The following is a 20,535-nucleotide window of genomic DNA, read 5'->3' as shown; positions in this document are numbered from 1 at the left end:
AGGCTTTCTCTCCTAAAGCGGGTGTCGCAGGTTCGAATCCTGCCGAGGGCGCCCCTCGCTCGCACCTTGGACCAGCACAAACGATGCCCCTGACCAGGACGAACCCAGTCAGGCGTCTGCACCAGAGCCGCCCGCCATGCGATCGTGCCCTCGGCAGCGCTGAGCGAAATGCACCGCCGGGTGGGTTCACACCGTCGCCGGTCGCGGCAGCTTCGCCGGGTCGAGGCTGCGAGCGTGCACCACGCCACCCGTGCCGACCAGCGCGAACGCGGGGTAACCCCGGATGTCGAACGCGGTGCCGATCGCTCCGCCCGCCGGTTCCATGACGACCATCGCGACGGCCGGCAGGCGTTCGAGGAAGGGCGCGGTGCTGCTGTCGTCGGGACCCGCGACGACGACGGCTAGCACCCGTTGGCGCCCGCCGGGATGGGCGGCGGCGCGGTCGATGAACGTGGGCAGCTTGTCCAGGCATGTCGTGCAGGTGGTGGACATCGCCGCGAAAAGCGTCGTGTCGGCGAGCGAGTCCCGCGTCACGGGGGTGCCGTCGATCGTGGTGGCGACGAACTCCTCGGCCGCCGTGCCCGTGTCGATCATGATGGGCGGGCTGGCGCCGGCGACCTGGTCGGTGAGGATGTCGTTGTGCTCGCGGAGCCTGCGGATCACGCCGACGGTGAGCACGAGGTTGAGCAGTCCGACGACCCCTACGACGATCACCGCGGCGACGAGGACGGCCATGTCAGCTCCTTCTTGAACCGTTCGTGAGGAGGGCGAAGAGGCCCGCCGACGTCGTCCAGCCGGGGCAGGACGGCGCCGACCATGACGAGAAGAACCGCCGCGCGCGCCGGGCGTTGTGTTGTACCGGCGGGAGTGTCGCGACGAGTCCGACAGGGCGGATCGTGGGCGAGCGAACGACACCGCGAAGACCCGCTGCGCGACGCGGCGCGCAGCTTGCTTATCGCCGGGACGCCGAAGCCCACCATCAGCGTCCCGCCGACGCCGGAGGGCAATTACGTCAAAGGGCAATTACACTGCTTGTCAATGAGGTTGCAATTACGATCCACGCGGTAGCGGAAGAACGTCCAGCCGGTTATAGTACAAACAACGGTCGAACACCACCATTCAGGGGTGCACACGGATGCGCTCGCGACCGTGTTCGGCACCAGCCCGGCCAACATCCGGTCCGCAAACTTGTGAAGAATTGCAACCATCAGCTTCCTCTTTCCTGATCGGTAGGTACTACGTCAGTCTAGCTTCCTTCACTGGAGCGGACCTGGACGACAGCCACGAGGAATCAATGCCTCCGGGTGGCCTGCATTCGAGTCGCTGACCTGGACTTTCGGTGCGACTCGGATCGCGCCTGAGGCGTCGTATGATCCCAATGCGGCACTATTCGCGGAAGATACAGGGCTAGACCAGAAGGTATTTGCCCTCTTTCGGGGTCATGCGCCCTGTCTAGCACTCCGGGTAGATCTTTATCCCCTGTGTTGGCGGTTTCCTGACGCTGGTACTCCTCCACGGTGGGTGTGACATCGCGCGAGCAGCCACCAGCGCCGCCGACCGGTCGGATCGGCGTGTTGATTGAGATCGCGGCGTCGTCGCATTGTTGTCCGGTGGTCTCGATGACATCGCTCACGCCGCCGAAGCCATGATCAACGTCTCAACCCAGCCGAGACCAACACCCCACCGGGCGGATGCAGTCGGAACCTCGCCGAGGGCGCCAGCATGCCCACCCCAGCGGCGACCCCGCTGGCACGGCACGGCCCCGACCGCCCTGCGGCCCTCGAACGTGCCCCTCCGCTCCACCACCCGCGCTGACGCGTGACAAGTGCTGCTTGTCAACCGTCCTATTCTCTTGTGGGGGACAGGGGAAAGGTGACTGCTATATCAATACATCATATAGCCGAATCGCCTCGCCCGATCTATCGGCTGCTCGGCCCGGTTACCGCTTCCGGCGAGGGTGGCGTGTTGTCGGTCGGTGCGCCGAAGCTGCTGTCGGTTCTTGCGGTCCTTCTGCTGCATCCGAACCGGGTGGTGACCGAGGAGCGGCTATTCGCTCTCGTGTGGGGGGAACAACCGCCCCAGAGTGTCAAGGGACGGCTGCGTGTCTATATCTCGGAGCTGCGGGCGCTGCTCGGCCATGGGGTGATTCTCCGCGCTGGTGGCGGCTACCAGATGAATGTCGCTCCTGGCCAGCTCGACCTGCAGATCTTCACCGAGGCGGTGGCCAGGGGGCGGATCGACCTACGGGCCGGCCGTGCTCAGGCCGCGGCCGCACGGCTGCGTGCCGCGGTCGCCCTGTGGAGCGGACCCGCGCTCGGTGGGGTGACCCTCGAGCTTGCCGCGCAGGAACGGCGTGGCCTGGACGAACACCGCATAGTCGCGCTGGAGGAGCTGTTCGAAGCCGAGCTGGCCGCCGGTCAGCACGACAAGATCGTGGCCGAACTGCGCCTGGCCTGCGCGGAGCATCCCTTCCGTGAACGGTTCACCGCGCAGCTCATGTTGGCACTGCACCGAAGTGGGCGCACCGCGGAGGCCCTGGACCTCTACACGGAGATCCATCGCAAGCTGGTCGACGAGCTGGGCATCGGTCCAGGTCGGGACCTGCGGGCCATGCAGTCGCGCGTCCTCACCGACGATGCCGACACTCCACAACGAGCCGACAAGGGACGGCCGCGGCTCCTCGATGACCGCACCGCGGATCCGGACCAGGGCGAACGGCAGCGGACGTGGGCGGACCCGTCCGCAGCGGCATGGCCGGGCCCCACGCTCCCCAGCGGCCTGCTCCGCACCGCCGGCGTCCTGGTCGGTCGGCGTGTGGAGATCAAGCGAGTGATCACGGCCATGCGCGAGGCCCCGTTGGTGACGCTCACCGGCGTCGGCGGTGTCGGCAAGTCCCGGCTCGCGCTCGAGGTGGCCCAGCAGGACCAGCCCCACTTTCCGGACGGCGTGTGGGTGTGCGAGCTCGCGCCGGTCCCCGACGGCGGTTCCGTCGGCCGCGCCGTGGCCGTGGCGCTCCACGTGGAGCAGCGCCACGGCCTGACGATCGAACAGTCCCTGATCGAGTATCTGAGTCCCCGCAAGCTGCTGCTGGTCATGGACAACTGCGAGCACGTACTGGACGAGGCGTCGCGGTTGCTCGCGAACGTCGTCTCGCGCTGTCCAAAGGTCGTCGTGCTCGCCACGAGTCGCGAGGCGTTGGGAGTGCAGGGCGAGCGAGTCTGGCCGGTACCGCCGCTGGCCTCGGAGGACGCGACAGCGCTTTTCGTGCGGCGGGCGCGGGCCGTCTGTCCGAGCTTTCATCCCGACCGTGAGATCAAGGCCCACGTCGCGCAGATCTGTCGGCGCCTCGACGGCCTGCCGCTCGCGATCGAGCTGGCCGCCGCCCGGATACCGGTGATGACCGCGGCGGAGGTGGCCGATCGGCTCACCGACAAGCGTCTGCTCGCGTCCAGGTCCCGCATGGCCGAGCCGCGCCACCAGAGCCTCACGACCGCGATCGACTGGTCCTATCGCCTGCTCTGCGAGCCAGAGCAGCGGCTCTTCGACCGGCTCTCGGTCTTCGCGGGCAGCGCGGACCTGGCCGCGGTGCACGCCGTGTGCGCCGAGCCGGAGCGGACCGAGGCCGACACCCTAGACCTGCTCGCCGCGTTGGTGGCCAAGTCGATGGTGGTGGCGGAGAGGGGCCTGGGCGGCACGCGCTACCGCCTCCTGGAGACGTTGCGCGCCTACGGACGAGACCGCCTGTCCTCGGATGGATCGCTCGCACGGCGGCATGCCGAGCATTTCGTGGCCGTGGCGGAGCGGGCCGCACGGGGTGTGCAGTGCCCGGATGAGCGGATGTGGATCGACCGCGTTCTTCCGGACGCGGACAACCTGCGAATGGCGTTCCATCGGGCGATCGCCGACCGGAACGCCGATCTGGCGATGCGGCTGGTGACATCGCTGCCCGAGCTGGTTCAGGCCCGGCTGGGCTGGGAGGCATTCGCGTGGGCCGAGCAGGCGCTCTCGCTGGCCCACGAGGACCATCCGCTCTACGTCGCGGCCCTGGGTGCCGCGGCCCGCGACGCGTGGGGGGTCGGGGACTCGGCGCGCGCTCGGAAGCTAGCCGCGCGCGCGGGTGGGCGCGTCCCCGGTCGAGGGACCGCTCGCTTTGCCTATCCGGCCGACGTGGCCGCGGACGTCGCGCTCTACGAGGACGACGTCGACACGGCCTTGGACCACTATTCGTCCCAGGTCGCCCTGGCCCGCCGGGTCAACGACCCCATCCGCTTGGCTGACACGCTGCACAGGTCGGCCGTCTGCCAGGCGGCTCGCCATGTCCCAGAGCTTGGCCTGGCGTGCGCGATGGAGTCGGTCGAGGTCGCCATGTCGACAGGAAACCCGACCGCCCTGTCGATGGCCCGCTACGCGCTCGGCCTGGTGCTCAAGAGGTCCGACCCCGACCGGGCCCTGCTGCAGCTCGATGAGGCCGCGGCGCTGGCCGCGTCGGTCAGGAACTTCTTCTGGCAGGGGTCCGCGCTCATGGAGGCCGGGTCCATCCGTGCGGTGCACGGCGATCCGGCGGTCGCCGCCCGGATGCTGCTCGACGTTCTGGATCACTGCGACCTAGTCGGGGACCGGACGCAACTCTGGTTGTGTCTGCGCTACATCATCCGGTTGCTCATCCGGTTGGGCGCCGAGAGCGAAGCCGCGGCCCTGTACTACTACCTCGTCGCGGCCCGCAGGCCCCCGTCCTTGAGCGCCGAGCGCACGGCCCGACTGGCCGCGAGCCTCGGCGCCGTCCGTTTCGACGCCGCCGCGGCGCGAGGCTCGCAACTTTCCGCGGCCTCGGCCGCGGCCCTCGCCCGTTCCTGCTTACGGCGAACGGACTGAGCGGTCGACTATTCGAAGCGGAGGGCCTGGATGGGGTGCAGTCGGGCGGCGCGGTTGGCCGGGTAGAGGCCGGCGGTGAGACCGATGATCAAGCTGACTCCGAATGCGGTGAGTGGCGGCACCGCGGTGGGCAGCGGCGGCGGGAAGTCAGGGGCGACCATCGGCAGCACGAACCGACCGGCATAGGAGAAAGCCAGTCCGAGGGTCACGCCGGCCAGGCCGCCGAGCCCGGTCAACGTGATCGCTTCGATGAGGAACTGTCGGAGAATGGACCCTCGCGGGGCGCCGACGGCTTTGCGGATGCCGATTTCGCGGGTTCTTTCGGTGACCACGACCAGCATGATGTTGGCGACTCCGATGCCGCCCACGATGAGCGAGATCGCGGCCAGCGCGGCGACGAAGATGGTCAGCGAGGTCAGGGACTGGCCGTACTGGCGGAGCATCTGCTGCATGGTTTGTATGCGGAAGTCGCGCTTGGTCGGGTCCTTGGTGCGGTGCCGGTCATCGAGCACCGCGGTCAGTTCCTCGGTGGCGGCGGGCACGGTGGCGGCCTCGGTGGCGGTGACGATGACCTGGCCGATCGGCTTTTCGGCGCCGAACAGGAACGCCCGCGCGGTGCCGAGCGGCATGAGGATGGCGTCGTCCTGCTGGCCGTCGCGGGCGGCCACGCCGATCACCTTGAACGGTATGCGGCCGACCCGGATGTTCGCCCCGAGCGCCCGGCCGAGGTCGGTGTCAGGTCCCCACAGAGCGGCGACGGTGTTCTGGCCTAGCACCGCCAGCTTGGCGTTGCCCTGCTGCTGAGCCCGGTCGAACCAGGTGCCCACGGCCACCGCTCGGTTCGTCGCGCGGGGGTAGTCGACGGTGGTGCCGATCACGGCCGCCGAGCTGTGTTGCTGGTCGACGGTGAGCGTGGCGCTGCCGATGATCATCGGGGTGACCGAGGCGACGTGCGGGGTCCGGTGGGGGTCCCGCAGCGCCTCGACGTCGGAGTCGGTCAGCTCCTTCGGCTTGGCCTCACCGGGCTCGTCGCGGGACAGCTTGCTGATGGTGATCTGGTTGGCCAGCCGGCTGAACTGCTCGTCGAAGCCGGCCTTCATCCCGTTGCCCAGGGCCACCAGGGCGATCACCGCAGCGGTGCCGATGACGATGCCGACGGTGGTGAGCGTCGAGCGCAGTCGGTTGCTGCGCAGGCTGCGCAGCGCGGACGCCACCGCCTCACCCAGGCTCACGGAACGTAGGGTTTCGTCACGGCATCTTCCGAACCATGGTGCCGAGAATGGTGGTGGCGTGATAGAAGCCGCGCTGGCGCGAGTCGTGGCTGTGATCGCGGTTGTCGCCTATGAGCACGACGCTCTGGGCCGGCACCGTGGCGCCCGGCTCGATTCCCGTCGCCGAGTCGAATCCGGCCGGTGGCACGATTTCACCGGGTAACGCCGCGACGCGTTTCACCGCGTATCCGAGGTGGCCGGGCGGATCGATGCCGGCCATGACGACAGCGATTTCGCCTCGGCGGATGCTTGCCGCCGATTTTCGCCGCACCAGTATGCGGTCGCCGTCGTGGAGGGTCGGTTCCATGCTGATCCCGCGAACGGTGACCACGAGAAAGGTGTAGCGGGCGAGGTATGCGGCCATCGCCAGTCCGACGCCGGCCAGCACGAGCACGGTGAAGCCCACCAAGGCGCCTATTCTCATCAAGGTCCCCACCGTCAGTGCTGGGCGGTGGATGTGGTGCTGTACAGCTCGACCAGGTCGTCGAACCGCACGACCATCAGCGCGAGCACCGCCGCTGCCGAGAGGCAGATCAACACGCCGGCGGGTTGGACGGCGCCCGGGTCGCCGGTCAGCGAGCCGGCTCCACCCGCCACGGCCACCGCGAGCAGCAGCGCGTTGCGGACGACGTGCCGAGCACCCAGCGGCGTCGCCGCGGCCGATCCGAAGCAGGGGCATGGCACCGCCGTGCCGCGCCGCATGCTAACCGTGATCGCCGCCATGAAGACCACCAACACGGCCCCGGCCAGCACGAACCCGGCGGTCACCGTCGCCGGGACGGCTAGCACCACCGGCACCGCGGCCTCGGCCACGACGACCGCGACCGCGACCGGCCGCACCCAGCTCCCCGACACCAGCCGCAGCCTCCGCAGCGGCTCGGCGAACTCCGCGAACGCGGCCCTACTCCGGACCTTGCTCACCACCGCCGCCAGAAACACCAGCGCCAGCAACGCCCGACAGGAAACGACGACATAACCCACGGCTACTCCCCTTTGTTCTCATCCCGGCGCGACATCCGCCACCTCGTCCCGATAGCCCTCGGCCTGCAGGGTGAACATCCGGGCATAGCGACCGCCCCGTGCCATGAGCTCGGCATGGGCGCCTTCCTCGGCGATCCGGCCGTCGGCCACGACGACGATGCGGTCGGCGTCTCGAACGGCGCCGAGCCGGTGCGAGATCAGCAGGCTGGTGCGCCCGGCGCGCAGCGAGCGCAGCATGGTGTGGACCTGGTGCTCGGCCTCCGCGTCCAGCCCGGAGCTGGGTTCGTCGAGAATGAGCAGGTCGGGGCCGTCCTTGAACACCGCCCGTGCCAACGCCACCCGTTGCCACTGCCCCGTCGACAGGTTGACCCCGACCTCGGAATCACCCTGCCCATTCCCCGTTGCGCCGGCGAACATCCTGCTCAGCAGCGTGTCGTAACCCCGGGGCAGGTCGGACAGGGTCTCGTGCACGCCGGCGAGCCGAGCCGCCTGGTGCAGTCGCGGCCGGTCGTCGATGGCGCTCACGTCCCCGATACCGACGTTCTCGGCCGCGGTCAGGTCGTACTCCATGAAGTCCTGGAACACCGCCCCCATGCGGGCGCGCAGCTCGTCGGGCGCCATGTCGCGCAGGTCCACCCCGTCCCACCGGATCGCCCCCCGCGTGGGGTCGTAGAACCGGCACAGCAGCTTGACGATCGTGGTCTTGCCCGCGCCGTTGACCCCGGCCAGGGCGACCGCCTCGCCATGCGGAATCCTCAGGCTGACCCCGCGCAGCACCCACGGATGCTCCGGGGCGTAGCGGAACCACACATCGTCGAACTCGATCCCGCCCCGCAACGCGGGGGTCGGAGTCGGCGCGGCGGCCAGCGGCAGCTCCGGCCCCACCCGCAGCACCGCGAGGAAATGCTCGAACATCAACATCGCCTGGCGGGCGAGCGCGTAGCTCGACACCACCTGCGACACCGCACCCTGCGCGCCGGCCACGGCGGCCACGAACATCGCCACGTCACCCACCGACAGCCGCCCGTCGCGGGCCGCCGCCACCGCCCAGACCAAGCCCGCCCCGGCCACCACCGCGAGCAGCAACGTCAGCGCACCCTGCGTCCACAGGTCACGCAGGTCGATCCGCCGCTGGGCGAGGTTGGCCGCGCCACGCTCGGCCAGCATCCGCCGCCGCAGGAACTCCCCGATGCCGAACAGCCGCACCTCTTTGGCCGCCCGCACCTCGCCCAGCAACACCGAATAGAACAGCTCCCGGCGCATCCCCGGGCTGATCTCCCACATCATCGAGGCGCGCCGCCGCGTCACCGCCCGCTCCGCCCACACCGCCGGAACCGCGCACAACAGCACGGCCACGGTCATCGCCGGGCTCACCACCAACAGCGAGCCCACGAAACCGACGCCCGTGAGCACACCCCGGCAGACCCCGATCCCAGCCTGCAACACATCACTGGGACCGGACTGGCCAGAGCTGCGGGCAAGCCGCAACCGATCATGAAACTCCGGGTCCTCGAACCGGCCCAGCCCCACGAACCGATCCACCGCCCGATACAGCCGGTCCATGCCCAACAAGCCGATCGCACGGGACATCTCCTGGCCAAAGAACCGATCTACCTGAGGCACCACCGCGGTCACCACACCAGCGGCCGCCAGTCCGGCCGCCACGCCCAGCAGCCAACCCCAGCCCGCGCCCGCCACCACCCCGTCCAGCGCCACCTTGGTCAACCACGCCACCGCCACCGGCACCACGGCACCCACCACCGCCACCGCAACCTGGCCGAGCAGAACCAACGGACACGCCCGCCAGCCCAACTCCACCGCGGCGGCCATCCGCGCGATCGACTCGCGCGTCGATACCCTCGCCGCCGCCTCGGCCGCTGTCATGCCGTGGCCGTCGCGGTCAGACGCCCAAACGCATGGACCACCAACGCGGAAGCGACAAACCCCATTCCATCTGCCCCTCTCGGTGAGGTGTCACGGCCTTGTCGGGGCGATGACACCGCCCCGACAAGACGACATCATGAACAATGACCCATCAGCGAAATCGACATGCCCTCCTACACCAATGCGGAAACAGAAAACCTCAGCTCGCTAACCCTCTCGATGAGGTCTCCGCCCCTCGCGGCGCTTTGCCACGGCTTGTCGGGCCGGCCGACCTGACCGACCCGACAAGCCGACATCATGAACAGTCACTCACGAGCGAGTGGCAAGAGAGGCCGCCGCGGCTAGCAGCGACGATCACACGGCTGACAGTGCACCTTTTCGCAACCATCGTAGCAGCAACACTGCCTCTCCGGCACGAAAATCGGGCACTGATAATCGCACCAGCAAACATTGATGTGTACGTCATCCGCGGCCGTCGAGGCGACGGCGTCGGCGCCGGGCACGACGACCGACAGCACGCGGTCACTCAACCGTTCAACCAGACCCAACATGATCTCTCCTTTATAGCCCGCTGATAGCTGGCCGATAACTTCGTTAATTCATCGCCGCGTCGCGCCAGAAGACCTGACACGTCCTCCTTTCCAACCGCGAAGCCACAGGTCAACCAACCTGACTCGATCCGTAAGATGTTGGCTGCGGTCATGCCGCCACCGGCGTGGTCACACGGCTGAACAGGGGCGCCGAGGCAATCACCACCCCCTCGGGGTCGAGCAGGCAGAACGCCGGCACCCCCTTGACCCCGAACGCCGTGGCCACCGGCCCGTTCCAGGGCTCGACCACCACCCGGGCGACAGACTCCAGATCTGTGACCATGGCCGAGTCCGTGATCTCGTCGGCGGCCACTACCGCGACGGCCCGATCCTTGCCAACCAGAAAGTCCGGGATCTCCCGAACGAATTCCGCCAAGCGCTCCGCACAGGATGGGCAACTCGGCGACAAGAAAGCCGCCACCGTCCTGCCATCTCCGGTCTGCAAATCCTCACGCGACAACAGCACGCCGTCCGTGTCCACAGCGGCAAACTCCCCCGGAACCGAACCAACGGCGACCGTAAGCTCGGGCAAGGCAGAATGCCCCCTGGAGGCCGAGGTCAACTTGGCGAGCTCTTCGGTGTGCCGCCGTAACCGCCGGACCACGCCAAAACTCAACAAAAGATCCACGACACACAACAAGAAAACAACGACCAACGCTGAAACAACGAACCCCATCCCGACAGCCCCTCTCAGCGAGTTGTCACGGCCTGTCGCAACGGCGACCGCCCCGACAAGCCAACCTCATGAACAGTTATCCATCAGCAACCGGGGTAGCAGGGATAACATAAAAACATGCACCCCCGGGACCGAACCAGCGCCGGCCGTAAGCTCCGGTAGGATGAAATGCCTTCTTCGGCATACGCCGCAACCGCCGGCTCACGCCAAAACTCAACAAAGATCCACGAGGCAGTGATTCGTCAGCACCAGAAGTTACAGGGTTGACAATGCACCTCACCATCGCACGTGTCGCAGAAGCAGCACTGCTGCATTCTTGCGGGGTGGGGACATTCTCGACACCAGCAAACCTGGATGTGTCCTCCTTGCGCGGCGGACGTCGATGCAATGGCGTCGACCCCAGGAAGGACGACCGATAATATGCGGTCACTCAACCGTTCAATCAGACCCAACATGATCCTACCTTGTTCGTCCGTGAAATACGCCAGATTCGCCTTCTTCGGAGCCGTGGAATAGCACAGAGCACCTTCGGATCATCGGTGGACCGCGCACAATCGAGTCGCGGTAACCAGACCGGCCGAGTCCGCGACATTGCGCTCGCAACCCGGCGTGACCAGCGAAGCCAGCGGCGTCGGCCTCCAGGCGAGCTCGGCACCCGCACGCGGTTGGACGGCGAAACCTGGAAACGCCCAGGTCGCTGACCACACCAGCCCGTAGCAGCACTGCCCCGGCCCCCTCGGTCAGACAGACCACATTCACGCAAAAGTGCACGCCTTGCACGAAGTAGACCGACAGGTGCCAAGAAAGTCCAGGTTGCTTAATCTAGTCGTTGTCAAGATCTGCTTATCTATCCGAGCACCTCGGCCAGCGATGTCCAGCCGAAAGGATCAATAGTGAACCTTTGCCAACCTGAACATGCGCTGGCGATCATGGGGATCTGAACCGCGGCGATGAGTTTGTCGGCGGTGTTCGGGCTGGAGCGGATCTTGCGCAGGATCCGCCAGCTTCTTCAGCTCGGCGTTGACCCGCTCGCCCGGCCCGCGGCGACGGGCGTGGGCGGTGTTGGCGTCGCGCTGGTGCTGAGACAGGCGCCGCTAGCGGTTGGTGTCGGGGTCGAGCCGCCGGCGTCGCCGCGGCACCGCGATCATCGGCCCGCCGCCCTGATAGGCAGTATCAGCCACCCGCCCGGATCTCATGAGATGGTGAACGCGTCGATGATCTCGTGCTTGCGGGCGGCGCCCACGTCGTGACGCGGGCCGGGCAGCGACGCGGAGATCCACGCTAACCTGCCGATCGGGTCGGCAGTGACCTGCATGTTTAGCCCGTGGCACTTGTGCTTGCCCGAGTGGCAGGCCCGGTTGCACCCGGATGCCATGCCGACCCGGTCGATGCGAAGCAAGGTGCCGGCGAGGATCACGAACGCCTTCCGCTTCGCGACCTCGATCGCCGTATCGAATCCGGATCTCGGAAACCCGTCCTCCATGCCATTGGCCGAGCCGGACCAGATCAATAACGGCCCCAGGAGAACCGGAAGGGAACTTTTTGAGTATACCGCCCACGACCCTTGGTCGGGTGTACATCACGAACGCGGGGAGACGACGAGCGTGGACCAGCGGATCGAGTGTGTGCTGGCCGTCAGTGCTTGAAAGCCCCGCAACCGCGGGAGCATAGCGGTGGCCATAGCAGCAATCATCACTTTCGCGGTCGTCGCTACCATCGTCGTGGCGGTCATCGGTGTGCGCCGGCGGTTCGTTGTGGTGCGGGTAACCGGCACGAGCATGGAGCCTGTCTTACTCGAGGGGCAGTTGGTACTCGTGCGGCGAGCCGGCATCGATGCGGTGCGGCGGGGGGATCTCATCGTCTTCGCGCTCACGGCGGTACGAATGGCCGTACCTGGAGATCCACCGTGGATGGTGAAACGCGCGATCGCGATCGCCGGCGACCCGATACCTCACGAATCGGTCCCACCGGCCGTCAGCCTCGAACGCACCCATGTCCCCGATGGACATTTGATCGTTCGGGGTGACAACTCGAGACGAAGCTTCGACTCACGTATAGCGGGATTCATCGACGGCCGCGCGCTTCTGGGGGTGGTCCTGCGTCAGCTTTCGCGGTAAGCACCGACAACCGCGCAGGGGGGTGGGCACTTGTTCGGCGAGCTGGTCAGAGGCAGGCGCCGGCTGTTGGGGTTGTCGCAGCGCGAGGTGGCCGACCGGGCCGGGATGAGCCTGCGGGCGATCCGCAACATCGAGTTGGGGCATGTGCGGCGGCCGCACGGTGAGTCCCTGCGCCGGTTGTCGCACGCGATCGGGCTGCCCGAGCGGTGGACGATCCAGGTGAAAGTGCTCGGTCCTCTGGAGCTGAGCGGTCACGGCGACCCGTTCACCATCGGGTCGATGAAGGTCAGGTGCCTGTTGGCCCTGCTGGCGCTCAGAGCGAACCAGGCGGTCGGGCAAGCCGAGATCGTCGACGTGCTGTGGGACGACAGCCCACCGGACAGCGCGATCAACCTGGTGCACACCTACGTCGCTCGCCTGCGCAGGGTGCTGAGAGATGCCGAGAACCCGGTGACGGGGGGACCGACCATCGTGGCGACCCGAGGCGGATACCGGATGTCGGTCCGCGACGACCAACTTGACGCGGCCCGGTTCCGCGCCATCGCCGATCGGGCCCGCGTGAGCGGCTCGGTCGCGCATTGCCTGCTCGCCGATGCGCTCGACTGCTGGCGTGGCCCCGTGCTCGCCGACCTGCCCGCGACGATGACCGGCCATCCCTCGGCGCTCGCGTTGGCGGGTCTGCGACTGGCCGTCGCGCTGGACTACGCGGACGTGATGCACGATCTCGGCCACGATAGCGCCGCGGTCGAGCGGTTGCGGACCGTCGCCTACGAGGAACCGCTGCACGAGCGGCTCAACGCAAAGCTGATGCGGGCGTTGGCCGCCGCCGGGCAGCGCGCCGCGGCGCTGCACGTGTTCGAACGGACCCGGGCGCGGCTGGCCAGCGAGCTGGGGATCCAGCCGTGCCCTGAACTGCGGGAAGCACACTTGCGTATCGTCCGCGAATAATGCCGCGTCGGTGCCGTCCGACGCCTCGGGCGTGACCTCGAATCGCACCAGAGACCCAAGTCAGGGACTCGGCCGCGTACTACCTCTGGGGGCGCTGCTTCCGTGTAGTAATCGTCCAGGTTTCCTCCCGTCGCGGGCGTTAAACTAGCGAAGATATTCATCATTCAGAGGGACAAAGGTGGTCAAACTTCGCCACAAGGCCGGGGATCGGATGTTGGACGGGCTGGTGCCGAACACGGTCGCGGGCGCCTGCGATTGCGGCTGTTGGGTCTGCTCGACAGCTCATTGTAGCGTGAGTTACAAGTGGAATTACTTCTATAGCTGTCGGTGCGAGGTTGTTGAGAAGCTGTGTAGCTGTTACAGGTGACGCAGGCAAGCTGCGGGATGCTCGATCGTCTTCGCGGCCGGCACCGTGCTGCGCAACTTGGCCGTCATCGACGTCGGGTTGATCGAGGAGATGATGCAACGCCTGCCGTCGTCGAGGCTCGCACCGAGCCATTGACAAGTCTATTTGTCAAGGGTTGGCTGTGCGTCATGCAGGACATCGAGGTGATCGCCGAGCCCGTTGCGGCCATGGTGGCGATGGACCCGGTACGCGCGCGGCTGCTCGCCGAGCTGCGCGAGCCGGCCTCCGCCGCCGCGCTCGCGACGCGCGTGGGGCTCACCCGCCAGAAGGTGAACTACCACCTGCGCCAGCTCGAGGCGCACGGCCTGGTGGAGGTGGCCGAGACCCGCGTCTGGGGCGGGCTCACCGAGCGGTTGCTGGTGGCCACGGCCTCGGGCTACGTGGTGGCGCCGAGGTCGCTCGGCGTGGAAAAGGTTCTGGCCCGCGACGGCAACCGGCTCTCGGCCGCCTACCTGATCGCGCTCGCCGCCAGGGTGGTGCGTGAGGTCGGGGGGCTCACGCGGCGGGCCGCCCGTGCGAACCGGCGGTTGCCGGTGTTCGCGCTGGACACCGAGATCCGCTTCGCCGGCCTGCGCGACCACGCCGCATTCACCGAGGAGCTCGCCACCGCGGTGTCCAAGCTCGCGGCGAAGTACCACGACGAGCCGGCGCCCGACGGCCGATGGCAGCGGCTCATCGTCGCCGTCCACCCGTTGCCCAGGGACGCCGAATGACCGACGACCCCGACGTGCGGCACGTCACCCGCTCCGAGCTGGAGATCACCGCCAGTCCCGAAGAGGTATGGGAGGCGATCACGACCACTCGCGGTAGCGCGGCCTGGTCGTTTCGCGCCGACGTGGAGCCGGGTGTGGGCGGCGCCGTGCGGCTGTACAGGGAACCGTTCGGCCCGGACATCTCCGCGGACGTGACCGCCTGGAAGCCGCCGCACCGGTTCGGCTATCGGGCGCGGGCGACCGGCCCGGACCCCACGATCGCGACCGAGTTCCTCATACAGGCACGTGAGCACGGCAGCTGCGTGGTGCGCGTGGTCAGCAGCCTCCACGCCGACGGACGGGGCTGGGACGACGTCGCCGACGAGCTCGGCACCGGATGGCGCTTGACGCTCCTCGTGCTCCGCTCGTACCTCACCCATTTCTCCGGCCTGCCCGCGTGCGGGCTCGACCTCATGGTGCCCATGGGCGCACCACCGGCGGCGCGCGCCGAGGTCGGCGCGCTCGTCGCCTCGGGGCTGGGACTGGACGGCCTCGCCCAGGGCGAGGCGTTCAGCACGCCGGCAAACGCGCCGCACGCCAGCGGGACGATCGAGCACCTCGGGCGCAGCTTCGTGCTGTTGCGAGCCGAGTGGCCGTGCCCCGCCCTGTTCGCGATCTCCAGCATGTCCATGGATGGCGTCTCGCTGTCGGTTAACGTGGCCGCGCGCCTGTACGGCCCGAATGCCGTGGCGGTGGCCGCGCGCGAACGGCCGCGCTGGCGCGAGTGGCTGACCCACCTCACCGCCGGCGTGGGAGCGCACGGCGCGGTGCTGAACTCGGGAGACAACGTGCAGCGATCGGCCGACGGTCGGGCCGCCGCCCATGATCAAGCCACCCTGGATCGACGATGACCGGGACGGTGCGGACCGTGCTCGGCGATGTGCCGGCCGGGGAGCTCGGCATGACCTATGTCATTGAGCACCTTGTCTCCGGCGACCCGCTGGTCAAGACGGAATGCTCATCCAGTCATCCGCCAGACCCGGCCGCCCCCGTGGCCAAGGTCGGCTACTTTGCCGAGGCGGGTGTGGCGGCGTTGGTCCACCCGGTTCCGTCCGCGTCCGGACGGGACATCATTCGCCTGGTCGAGGCGAGCCGGCGTACCGGAGTACACCTCGTCGCCGCCACCGGGCTGCGTCGCTCACGTGACAACCGCGCAACGCACTGGCTCGGCCGACTGGAACCTGTCGAACTGGCCCGGCTGTTCACCGCCGACGTGTTGCGCGGTATCGACGCGTTCGACTACACCGGGCCTGCGGTGCGCTCGACCGGACACAGAGCCGGCTTCATCACGATAGCCACCGGCGACGAAACGCTGACCGCCCGAGACCGACCGATCATCGCGGCCGTCGGATTGGCCCATCGGGCCACCGGGGCGCCGGTGCTCGCCCACTGCGAAGGCGGCCGCGGTGCATCCGAGTGGCTCGAAGCGCTGACCGAGGCCGGGGTGCCCGCCGAGTCGGTGCTGCTCGGCCACATGGACAAGGTGGCCGACCCCGGCTATCACCGCGAGCTCGCCGCCAGCGGTGCCACCTTGGAATATGACCAGGCCCTGCTTCACGCCGACAACCCGGACAACCAGACGGTCCGGTTGGTCACCGCGCTGCTCGCGGACGGTCTCGCGCACCGGATCGTGCTCGGCGTCGACTGCTCACATCGGGCGCCATGGGGCACGTCCCGCCCGAAGGGCCTGGCCTGGCTGGCCACCGGCCTCCGCGACCAGCTCATCGCCGCCGGGGTGGACGCCGGCACCCTCCACATGCTCTATGTGGAGAATCCGGCGCGGGCGCTCACCCTGGCCCCAGGCAATCCCGGCATTCTCGCCGACCAGGCGCCATGACCGAGGCGAGCCACGTTCCCCCCGGAACAAGATGGGAAACGCTTCAGAACGGGTCCCCGGATCATGAGCAGGATGGCGACCCGAAGCCTTGTGGATCACGATTCCATCTCAGGCCAGACAGCAGCGGTGCCGGTGACCCCGGCGACCTTCCTCATCAAGAACCGCTCACCGAGGCCGGTTTCCCCGTCGGCCGGATTGAACGTCCTGCTTGTCGAGGCCGACGCTCGACTTGCGCGAGCAATCGCGGCCGGGTTGGCCCAGCATCGGATTCGAACACTCCACGCCAGCACCGGGCATCGCGCCCTGGCGGAACTTGGTTGTGCGGAGCTGATCCTGCTGGACCTCGCCCTCCCAGACATCAACGGTATAGAGGCCTGTCGGCAGATCCGAGCGATCAGCGATGTACCAATGATTATCATCACCAACCGGTCGAACACGCATGCACGCGTTCTCGGACTTCGATCGGGCGCGGACGACTATGTTGATAAGCCGCTCAACATAAACAAGCTGCTGGCAAGAATATGTCAGGTTCACCGCCAGTACTCCTGCCTCAGCACACCTGGCACGATCCAGATTGACGACATCCTCATCGACCTGGAGAGGCAGGTCGTCACGATCGCGGACACCAGGGTCCAGTTGGCGAGGAAAGAGTTTCAGATCCTCGCGATGCTCGCGATGGAAGATGGCGGCGCGTGCACCAGAAAGATGCTCATCACCGAGTTATGGGGTAGGCCCTGGAGCGGCGCGCACAACGCCCTCAACGTTCACGTCGCCACTCTTCGAACAAAGCTGGGGCGACCGGGTTTGATCCGGACAATACGAGGAGTGGGTTATCGGTTGGCGACAACGCGACGCTGAACCGCGGCCTAGGCGCTTTCGCGGTAGATCTCCCAGAACTCGCGCGTGATCGAGGCGTAGCGGGCCTCGGGGCCGGCGGTGTCGGAGCCAAACCAGTGGACGAACTCCTCGTGCACGATGCGTTGGAGGTCGTGCTCGGTTGCGGCTTCGGGGATACGCAGGGTGATCGTCTCCGCCTCGGGGCGGTACTCGTCGGCGTTGTGGCCGAAGTTGAGGCCGATCGGGTCGTGCCGGTACAGGAGCTCTTCGAGGCGCGCCACCAGGGCGGACTGGCCGGCGAGCTGGCGCCGCCGGGTCTCCTGTTGGGCGACGACGCGGGCCTGCAGCTCGCGCCACTGCATGTCGACGACATGCCTGCCGCGCCAGCGCCTCAACCACCCGGTCATACGTATGATCATCTCAGATCACCCCGACGGGCTGTGCATGACGGGGGTCAGCAGCTCGCAGTCGACGGTCCGAGGCTCGGCGCCGGGCGGGCGGTTCTCGATGGCGGCCACGAGCAGTGCGACGGCGTTGGCGGCGAGCGCGGCGGGGTTGACGGTGAGGCGGGCGACCGGAGAGCCGCCCACGGACTCCTCGGAGAAGCAGCCGAGCGCGATGTCCTCGGGCACGCGCAGGCGGGCGTCGCGGGCCTCGCGGCGCAGGGCGGGCAGGTGCAGGTCCTCGATGCCGAAGATGGCGTCGGGGCGGTCGGGGGCGCGGAGTAGGCCTCTGACGCACGAACAGGCGTCGTCATCGGTGTGGCCGGCGCGGACGATGCGCGGCGTCGCCCCGGTGCGGGCGCACCAGCGGGCGTACGCGGCGGCGCAGGCGTCGGTGTAGCTGTCCTCGCCGTCGGAGGCCAGCAGCACCGGCGACCGGTGACGGTCACCGCGCAGGTGGTCGCACATCAGGGCGATCGCGCGGTCGTGGTCGAAGTCGACCCAGAGGTGGTCGGGGGTGGTGGCGTTCGCGCGGTCGGCGATCACGTGCAGGCCGCGGCGGCGGGCCTCGGCGACCAGCGGGTCGTCGCGCAGCGGGTCGACCACGAACAGGCCGTCGAAGGGGTAGGCCAGCAGGTCCTCCAGCTGGCGGCCGGTGGGCAGCACCACCAGGGCGTAGCCGTTGTCCAGGGCGGCGGCGATGGCGGCGTCGACCACCGAGGCGAAGTAGGGAACGCGGGTGAACGTCCACGGCGTCGGGCCGTACTTGGTCACCACCAGGCCCAGCAGCCGCGAGCGGCCGGCGCGCAGGCCCTGGGCGAGCGCGCTGGGGCGGTAGCCGAGGGAGTCCGCGACCGCGCGCACCCGCAACCGGGTGGCCTCGCTGATCCGGCCCTTGCCGCTCAGCGAGTCGGACACGGTGGTCACCGAGACGCCGGCGGCCGCCGCGACGTCCCTGATGCCCGGCGACACCCTCGGCGACGAGGAGCGGCGGCGGGACATCGCGGCATCATCCCAGCGGGGTGGCGGTGATCGTTCCCCAGACGTGGGTGAAGGTCCGGACGCCGTCCCGCAGGGCGGGGCGCAACCCGGTCGGTTCGCCGCCGGCCAGCTCCTCGTCCAGGCGCCGGCGGATCTCGACCCGGAACTCCTCGGGGGTCTGGCTGCGGCGCATCCAGTCCTCGAGGTCGAGCGGGTTGTCCCTCGTCACCGTGGACGTGACCTCGGCCCCGGCGGCGTCGAGCAGCGCATGAACCTGCGAGCGGGTGAGCGTGCGGTTGTGGCTGGGGTCGCGCAGCCGCTCCAGCCGGGTGTTCTCCCGCTCGACCTCGGGACGCTCCAGCAGCATGTCGGTGATGCCGATCCGCCCACCCGGGCGGGTCACCCGCACCATCTCGCGCACCACCGCGGCCGGATCCTCGACCTGGTGCAGGGTCAGCCGGCACACCACCAGGTCGAACTGGCCGTCCAGCCACGGCAGTGCCATGGCGTCGCCGGTCATGAAGGCGATGTTGCGCAGGCCGGACTCGCGGGCCAGGCGGTCGCCCTGAGCGAGCATCTCCGGGGTGAGGTCGAGCGCGCACACGTGGCCGACGTGCGGAGCCAGCGCGCGCCCCAGGTGCGCCGCGCCGGCCGCGACGTCGAGCACCTGCTCACCTGCCCGGGGCGCCAGCCGCTCGACTATCCACTCCAGCCCGCTCGCGGCGAACCCGTCATCGGTGAACGTCGAGGCCTGCAGCCGGAACTGCTCGCGGATCCTGGCGCCGTGTGGGGTGGTCACCGCTTCATGGTCTCACCGAGGAACTCGGCCACCAGGGACTCGTAGCGCTTCGGTTCGTAGTTCCACGCCTCGCTGTGCCCGGCGCCCGCGAACTCCTCGTACCGGATCGGCCAGCCCAGCCGGGGGCCGTCCTTGGCCAGTTGCCGGGCGGTGGTGACCGGGTGGGCCTCGTCGGCGCCGCCCTGCAGGATCAGCGTCGGCGGCCGGACCCTCGGCGGGTAGCGCGTGACGTCGATCCGCTCGACATCGATGCCGGCCCGCCACTCGCAGAGCCGCGCCGCCAGCCAGGTGACCGGGGCGGGGATGTGCCGCTGCTCGGCGTTCCACTCCAGGGTGGCGGGCACGCTCAGCTCGGGGGCGTCCAGGATCAGGCCGGAGACCCGGCCGGCCAGCGGGGAGCGGTCCAGGAAGCGGTCGGCGATGGCGCCGCCGTACGACCCGCCGAAGAGCACCACGTCGCGCGCGCCCCGGTCCAGCGCGGTGCGCACGGCGCCCTCCAGGTCACGCCATTCGGTCTCGCCGATGTGCAGCACGCCGTCCGGCGAGGCCGGCACGCCGGCGTCGTTGCGGTACGTGATGTCCAGGATCGGCAGGCCCGCCCGGTGCACGGCGTCGGCCGTCTTCAGCATGGTCTGGCGGTCGGCGTTGCTGCCGTGCACCAGGATCGCCCAGGTCTTGCCCTTGTTGGCCGGGATGTACCACGCGGGCATCGGCCCCAGCTCGGACGGCACCGCGATCTCGGAGAAGTCGAGCCCGAGCGCCACCTTCGGATCGGAGCGGTGGGTCCAGCCGATGCCCGCCCGGGTGCCCGCCGTCGGCACCACGCCGCTGAGCAGCGGCCGGTCCACCCGGTCGGCGGTCCGGGCGGTCACCGGCCCGAGCATCGCGCTGCCGCCGTCCCAGCCCAGGCCCCAGCGGCCCGGCTTCTCGGCGGCCTTGCTCGGCGCCAGCGACACCACCGGGTCACCGCCCGGCGGCGTGGTGACCCCGAGCACCGTCTCGGAGTACGCCGGGTCGCCGCCGTGCATCGACGCCACCATCTGGTCGCTGAAGTACCAGGCGCCGCCCACCCAGCCGGCCAGCACGATCGCCGCCACAGCACCGAGCGTGATCACTATCCATCGTCTGCTCGCCCTCATCG

At 68.7% G+C, this 20,535-nt stretch carries 19 protein-coding genes; 7 read left to right on the top strand and 12 right to left on the bottom strand.

Annotated features, from left to right (window positions below; genetic code table 11):
* Positions 1-186: 186 nt before the first annotated feature.
* Positions 187-735, bottom strand: coding sequence for a thioredoxin domain-containing protein (locus N912_RS56905; protein ID WP_051581300.1), 549 nt, complete (start codon positions 733-735; stop codon positions 187-189).
* A gap of 1,227 nt (positions 736-1,962) precedes the next feature.
* On the opposite strand from N912_RS56905, the gene N912_RS0136425 reads away from it, so the two are divergent.
* Entirely contained in the window at positions 1,963-4,872 is a 2,910-nt protein-coding gene (locus N912_RS0136425; RefSeq protein ID WP_211261520.1) for an AfsR/SARP family transcriptional regulator, read from the top strand.
* 8 nt (positions 4,873-4,880) lie between these two features.
* On the opposite strand, the gene N912_RS0136420 is transcribed toward N912_RS0136425, so the two are convergent.
* The 7 genes from N912_RS0136420 to N912_RS66050 all read right to left on the bottom strand — a co-directional run bounded on the left by N912_RS0136420 (position 4,881) and on the right by N912_RS66050 (position 11,757).
* Positions 4,881-6,104 (bottom strand): ABC transporter permease, encoded by a 1,224-nt coding sequence (locus tag N912_RS0136420; RefSeq protein ID WP_028926301.1) that lies wholly within the window; start codon positions 6,102-6,104, stop codon positions 4,881-4,883.
* 16 nt (positions 6,105-6,120) lie between these two features.
* Entirely contained in the window at positions 6,121-6,549 is a 429-nt protein-coding gene (locus N912_RS61060) for a S26 family signal peptidase (RefSeq protein ID WP_169748019.1), read from the bottom strand.
* A 32-nt stretch (positions 6,550-6,581) separates the two neighbouring features.
* A complete protein-coding gene (locus N912_RS0136410; protein WP_028926300.1) occupies positions 6,582-7,124 on the bottom strand; it encodes a MauE/DoxX family redox-associated membrane protein in 543 nt (180 codons plus the stop codon).
* A gap of 18 nt (positions 7,125-7,142) precedes the next feature.
* The gene (locus tag N912_RS66590; RefSeq protein WP_051581297.1) at positions 7,143-9,008 is read right to left on the bottom strand and encodes an ABC transporter ATP-binding protein; all 1,866 of its coding nucleotides are present in this window, start codon (positions 9,006-9,008) and stop codon (positions 7,143-7,145) included.
* A gap of 699 nt (positions 9,009-9,707) precedes the next feature.
* Positions 9,708-10,274 (bottom strand): TlpA family protein disulfide reductase, encoded by a 567-nt coding sequence (locus N912_RS0136400; protein ID WP_028926299.1) that lies wholly within the window; start codon positions 10,272-10,274, stop codon positions 9,708-9,710.
* A 459-nt stretch (positions 10,275-10,733) separates the two neighbouring features.
* The gene (locus tag N912_RS66830) at positions 10,734-11,069 is read right to left on the bottom strand and encodes a DNA-3-methyladenine glycosylase (RefSeq protein WP_425415364.1); all 336 of its coding nucleotides are present in this window, start codon (positions 11,067-11,069) and stop codon (positions 10,734-10,736) included.
* Positions 11,070-11,466: 397 nt separating this feature from the next.
* A complete protein-coding gene (locus N912_RS66050) occupies positions 11,467-11,757 on the bottom strand; it encodes a transposase family protein (RefSeq protein ID WP_028926298.1) in 291 nt (96 codons plus the stop codon).
* A 190-nt stretch (positions 11,758-11,947) separates the two neighbouring features.
* Between N912_RS66050 and lepB the strand changes: the two genes are divergently transcribed.
* The 6 genes from lepB to N912_RS0136355 all read left to right on the top strand — a co-directional run bounded on the left by lepB (position 11,948) and on the right by N912_RS0136355 (position 17,192).
* Positions 11,948-12,391, top strand: a complete 444-nt coding sequence (gene lepB, locus N912_RS62705; RefSeq protein ID WP_169748018.1) for a signal peptidase I — start codon at positions 11,948-11,950, stop codon at positions 12,389-12,391.
* A 30-nt stretch (positions 12,392-12,421) separates the two neighbouring features.
* Positions 12,422-13,339: a BTAD domain-containing putative transcriptional regulator gene (locus N912_RS0136380; protein ID WP_028926296.1), complete on the top strand. Its 918-nt coding sequence runs from the start codon at positions 12,422-12,424 to the stop codon at positions 13,337-13,339.
* A gap of 534 nt (positions 13,340-13,873) precedes the next feature.
* A complete protein-coding gene (locus N912_RS0136370) occupies positions 13,874-14,458 on the top strand; it encodes an ArsR/SmtB family transcription factor (RefSeq protein ID WP_028926295.1) in 585 nt (194 codons plus the stop codon).
* Positions 14,455-15,348 carry an SRPBCC family protein gene (locus N912_RS56885; protein WP_051581296.1) on the top strand — a complete coding sequence of 298 codons (894 nt, stop codon included), beginning with the start codon at positions 14,455-14,457 and terminating at the stop codon, positions 15,346-15,348. Before N912_RS0136370 ends, N912_RS56885 begins: the two co-directional genes overlap by 4 nt.
* Positions 15,345-16,334 (top strand): phosphotriesterase family protein, encoded by a 990-nt coding sequence (locus N912_RS61050; RefSeq protein WP_051581295.1) that lies wholly within the window; start codon positions 15,345-15,347, stop codon positions 16,332-16,334. The genes N912_RS56885 and N912_RS61050 overlap by 4 nt, the downstream gene beginning before the upstream one ends.
* A 72-nt stretch (positions 16,335-16,406) precedes the next feature.
* Positions 16,407-17,192, top strand: a complete 786-nt coding sequence (locus tag N912_RS0136355; RefSeq protein ID WP_169748017.1) for a response regulator transcription factor — start codon at positions 16,407-16,409, stop codon at positions 17,190-17,192.
* A gap of 8 nt (positions 17,193-17,200) precedes the next feature.
* Here the strand turns inward: N912_RS0136355 and N912_RS56875 are convergent, their stop codons facing one another.
* From N912_RS56875 to N912_RS0136335, 4 genes are read right to left on the bottom strand one after another with little or no spacing between them, the layout of a single operon-like run.
* The gene (locus tag N912_RS56875) at positions 17,201-17,578 is read right to left on the bottom strand and encodes a hypothetical protein (protein WP_245645671.1); all 378 of its coding nucleotides are present in this window, start codon (positions 17,576-17,578) and stop codon (positions 17,201-17,203) included.
* 18 nt (positions 17,579-17,596) lie between these two features.
* Complete coding sequence (locus N912_RS56870) at positions 17,597-18,616, bottom strand: LacI family DNA-binding transcriptional regulator (protein WP_051581293.1); 1,020 nt, start codon at positions 18,614-18,616, stop codon at positions 17,597-17,599.
* Between the two features lie 7 nt (positions 18,617-18,623).
* Positions 18,624-19,394 (bottom strand): class I SAM-dependent methyltransferase, encoded by a 771-nt coding sequence (locus N912_RS0136340; RefSeq protein ID WP_028926292.1) that lies wholly within the window; start codon positions 19,392-19,394, stop codon positions 18,624-18,626.
* Entirely contained in the window at positions 19,391-20,533 is a 1,143-nt protein-coding gene (locus tag N912_RS0136335; protein ID WP_064745492.1) for an alpha/beta hydrolase family protein, read from the bottom strand. The genes N912_RS0136340 and N912_RS0136335 overlap by 4 nt, the downstream gene beginning before the upstream one ends.
* Positions 20,534-20,535: the final 2 nt, after the last annotated feature.

Origin of the sequence: Actinospineispora acaciae DSM 45401 (assembly GCF_000620785.1) — a bacterium.
Taxonomy (GTDB): domain Bacteria; phylum Actinomycetota; class Actinomycetes; order Mycobacteriales; family Pseudonocardiaceae; genus Pseudonocardia; species Pseudonocardia acaciae.
Note: the sequence above shows the minus strand (reverse complement) of the source record. Positions and strands in the feature narration are given on the sequence as shown.

Bases quoted from the DNA above. Each gene is read 5' to 3' on its own strand.
- N912_RS56905 (WP_051581300.1), bottom strand. From the start codon at position 735: ATGGCCGTCCTCGTCGCCGCGGTGATCGTCGTAGGGGTCGTCGGACTG.
- N912_RS66590 (WP_051581297.1), bottom strand. From the start codon at position 9,008: ATGACAGCGGCCGAGGCGGCGGCGAGGGTATCGACGCGCGAGTCGATC.
- N912_RS0136400 (WP_028926299.1), bottom strand. From the start codon at position 10,274: ATGGGGTTCGTTGTTTCAGCGTTGGTCGTTGTTTTCTTGTTGTGTGTC.
- N912_RS66050 (WP_028926298.1), bottom strand. From the start codon at position 11,757: ATGGAGGACGGGTTTCCGAGATCCGGATTCGATACGGCGATCGAGGTC.
- N912_RS0136370 (WP_028926295.1), top strand. From the start codon at position 13,874: ATGCAGGACATCGAGGTGATCGCCGAGCCCGTTGCGGCCATGGTGGCG.
- N912_RS56885 (WP_051581296.1), top strand. From the start codon at position 14,455: ATGACCGACGACCCCGACGTGCGGCACGTCACCCGCTCCGAGCTGGAG.
- N912_RS61050 (WP_051581295.1), top strand. From the start codon at position 15,345: ATGACCGGGACGGTGCGGACCGTGCTCGGCGATGTGCCGGCCGGGGAG.
- N912_RS0136355 (WP_169748017.1), top strand. From the start codon at position 16,407: ATGGCGACCCGAAGCCTTGTGGATCACGATTCCATCTCAGGCCAGACA.
- N912_RS56875 (WP_245645671.1), bottom strand. From the start codon at position 17,578: ATGACCGGGTGGTTGAGGCGCTGGCGCGGCAGGCATGTCGTCGACATG.
- N912_RS56870 (WP_051581293.1), bottom strand. From the start codon at position 18,616: ATGTCCCGCCGCCGCTCCTCGTCGCCGAGGGTGTCGCCGGGCATCAGG.
- N912_RS0136335 (WP_064745492.1), bottom strand. From the start codon at position 20,533: ATGAGGGCGAGCAGACGATGGATAGTGATCACGCTCGGTGCTGTGGCG.